1 protein-coding gene and 2 pseudogenes are annotated in these 3,168 nt (G+C 72.9%); all 3 read right to left on the bottom strand.

Annotated features, from left to right (window positions below):
* A pseudogene (locus ACYVE9_RS20485) lies at positions 1 to 236 on the bottom strand (hypothetical protein); the annotation flags it as partial.
* 106 nt (positions 237 to 342) lie between these two features.
* Positions 343 to 2,598, bottom strand: a complete 2,256-nt coding sequence (gene recG / locus ACYVE9_RS20480) for an ATP-dependent DNA helicase RecG (protein ID WP_461029347.1) — start codon at positions 2,596 to 2,598, stop codon at positions 343 to 345.
* 87 nt (positions 2,599 to 2,685) lie between these two features.
* Positions 2,686 to 3,168: pseudogene (locus tag ACYVE9_RS20475) on the bottom strand (DAK2 domain-containing protein); the annotation flags it as partial.

Here is a 3,168-nt window from a genome sequence, read left to right as displayed (position 1 = left end):
AGCGCGCGGTGCAGGGCGGTGCGCACGGCGGGCAGTTCGGCGATCGGCAGGCGGAGGGAACCGGCGACCGCGTCCTGCTCCGGGACGGCTCCGGTGGACGACTCGGCGGCCCCGGGCGCGGCGTGGGAGGGCCGGGTCGAGAGGGTGAGCGTCACGGTGGTGCCGTCGTCACCGGCGACCGCGACCCGGAGGACGCCGTCGCCGATCGGCAGTTCGCTGGTGTGCCGGAACGCCATGGAAGCAACCCCTCAGCAGACTGAGCCCGCCCCTCCTCGGACGGAGAGGCGTGAACCCTGGTGATTGCCTCCATTCTCCCAGCCACCACTGACAGTCGAGCGGGGCTCAGCCCTTGTCGAGGTACTCTTCGCGGTCCTTGTCGAGCAGCGCGTCGAGCGCCGTGCGCAGCTCCGGGAGGCGCTCCAGGGTCGGGTCGGCCGCCACCACGGCGGTGGCCTCCGCCCGCGCCTGCTCGATGATCTCCTCGTCGTCGATGACGGTGAGCATGCGCAGGCTGGACCGGACGCCGGACTGGGCCTGGCCCAGCACGTCGCCCTCCCGGCGCTGCTCCAGGTCGATCCGGGACAGTTCGAAGCCGTCCAGGGTGGCGGCTGCGGCGTCCAGCCGGGCCCGGGCACCGGCCTCCTCGAGCATCTCGGTGACCAGCAGGCACAGGCCCGGCGCCGACCCCCGGCCCACCCGGCCGCGGAGCTGGTGCAGTTGGGAGACGCCGAAGCGGTCCGCGTCCATGATCGCCATGACGGTGGCGTTGGGCACGTTGACGCCGACCTCGATGACGGTGGTGGCCACCAGGACGTCCACCTCCCCGGCGGCGAAGCGCCGCATGACGTCGTCCTTCACGTCCGGTTGCAGCCTGCCGTGCAGGACCTCCACGCGCAGCCCGGCGAGCGGGCCCTCGGCGAGCTGCCGGGCGACGTCGAGCACCGCCAGCGGCGGCCTGCGCTCGTCACCCCCGGCGTCCGCCGCCGAATCGGGCGCCTCCGGGTCCTGCGGGTCGGAGGCGGCGGTCTTCTTCTTCGCTCTGCCCGCCGGCTTGTCGTCCTCGTCGCCGATCCGCGGGCAGACCACGTACGCCTGATGGCCGTTCTCGACCTCCTCCCGGACGCGTTCCCAGGTGCGGGCCAGGAAGTGGGGCTTGTCCGCGGCGGGCACCACATGGCTGGCGATCGGTGAGCGGCCGGCGGGGAGCTGGTCCAGCACGGACGTCTCCAGGTCACCGAAGACCGTCATGGCGACCGTCCGCGGAATGGGGGTGGCCGTCATGACGAGCAGGTGCGGGGGCTGCTTGCCCTTGGCCCGCAGCGCGTCCCGCTGCTCCACGCCGAAACGGTGCTGTTCGTCGACCACCACCAGGCCGAGGTCGTGGAACTGCACCTTGTCCTCGATGAGGGCGTGCGTGCCGATGACGATTCCGGCCTCGCCCGTGGTGAGGTCGAGCAGCGCCCGGCGACGGGCCGGCATCCCCATGGATCCGGTGAGCAGCACGACCTTGGTGCCCTGTTCGGCACCGCCGAGCATGCCGCCCTGGGCGAGTTCGCCCATCATCTCCACGATGGAGCGGTGGTGCTGCTGGGCGAGGACCTCGGTGGGGGCGAGCATCGCGGCCTGCCCGCCGGCGTCCACCACCGCGAGCATGGCGCGCAGCGCGACCATCGTCTTTCCCGAGCCGACCTCACCCTGGAGCAGCCGGTGCATGGGGTGGGCCGTCGCCAGGTCGGCGAAGACCTCCCGGCTGACCTGCTCCTGCCCCTCGGTGAGGGTGAACGGCAGCGTCGCGTCGAAGGCGTCCAGCAGACCGTCCTCGCTGGGCACGCGGGGCACGGCAGGAAGCTGGGTCTCGGCGAGGCGGCGACGGGCCAGTGCGACCTGGAGCACGAACGCCTCGTCCCACTTGAGGCGGTCCCGGGCGGCGGCCACGTCGGCCTTGCTGCGGGGGCGGTGGATCTTCAGCAGGGCGTCCGGCAGCGGGATCAGCCGGCGGTTCTCGCGCAGGGAGGACGGCAGCGGGTCGGCGAGCCCCGCCCAGCCGGTGGCCTCGAGGGAGTTCAGGACCGTGTCCACGGCCTGCTCGATCTTCCAGGACGACAGCTGGCGGCAGGCCGGGTAGAGCGGCAGCAGCTCGCCGGCGAACCGTTCGACGTCGGCCCGGCCGCTGTCCTCGTCGAGCAGTTTGTACTCGGGGTGGGCGAGTTGCAGCTTGCGGTTGAAGACCCCGACCTTGCCGGAGAACATGCCCCGGCTGCCGGGCAGCAGCTGCTTCTCGTGGGCGTAGGCGCCGCGTCCGAAGAAGACCAGTTGCAGCCGGCCGCTGCCGTCGGTGAGGTTGACCTCCAGACGCTGGCCGCTGCCCCGGTTGAACTTCAGCAGCCGGGCGTCGGCGACGCGGGCGACCACGGTGACGTGCTCGTCCAGGGGGAGGTCGGCGAGCCGGGTCAGCTCGCCGCGTTCGGCGTACCTGCGGGGGTAGTGGTGGAGCAGGTCGCCCACCGTGTGCAGGTCGAGGTGCTCGGCCATCACCTTCGCGGTGCTGCCGCCGACGATCTTGTGGAGGGGCTCAGCCAGTGCGGACACGCCTGCCATCCTCGCGTACCGGTGTGACAGCGCACGTCCCCCGCGGCGGTGGCGTGGCGGGAGCGGGCGACGTGGGCGGGGAGGCGCCGCGGCGGGTCACTCGACGCCGATGAGCAGCGGGGAGGGCTGCCGCCCCTCATAGACGACGGTGTCCACGCCCAGATGCCGGTGGCGCACGTGCTCCTGGAGCTGGACGCCGAGGCTCGGCGGCGTGCCGGTACCCAGGACGAGGGTGACCAGCTCACCCCCGGAGGAGAGCATGCGGTCCAGCACGTCGGTGGCGATCCGGGTGAGCTCGTCGCCGATCACGCAGATGTCCCCGTCGACGAGGCCGAGTACGTCGCCCGCCTGGCACACGCCCGCGGTCGTCCACGACTCGCGCTCGGCGACGGCCAGTTCGCCGTACCGGGTGGCGCCCGCGGCGGAGGTCATCGCCACCACGTCCTCGTCGAAGCGGCGTCCGGGCTCGTGCACGGCGAGGGCGGCGAGGCTCTGCACGGCGGAGCGGGTGGGGATGATGGCGGTCCGGATGCCCTCCGAGCGGGCCTGCTCGGCCGCCGCCGCGGCGGTGTGCCGCAG

Source organism: Streptomyces sparsus (assembly GCF_054776295.1).
Note: the sequence above shows the minus strand (reverse complement) of the source record. Positions and strands in the feature narration are given on the sequence as shown.

What these genes read in the sequence shown, in the direction of transcription:
- recG (WP_461029347.1), bottom strand. Translation starts at nt 2,598, where the DNA reads ATGGCAGGCGTGTCCGCACTGGCTGAGCCCCTCCACAAGATCGTCGGC.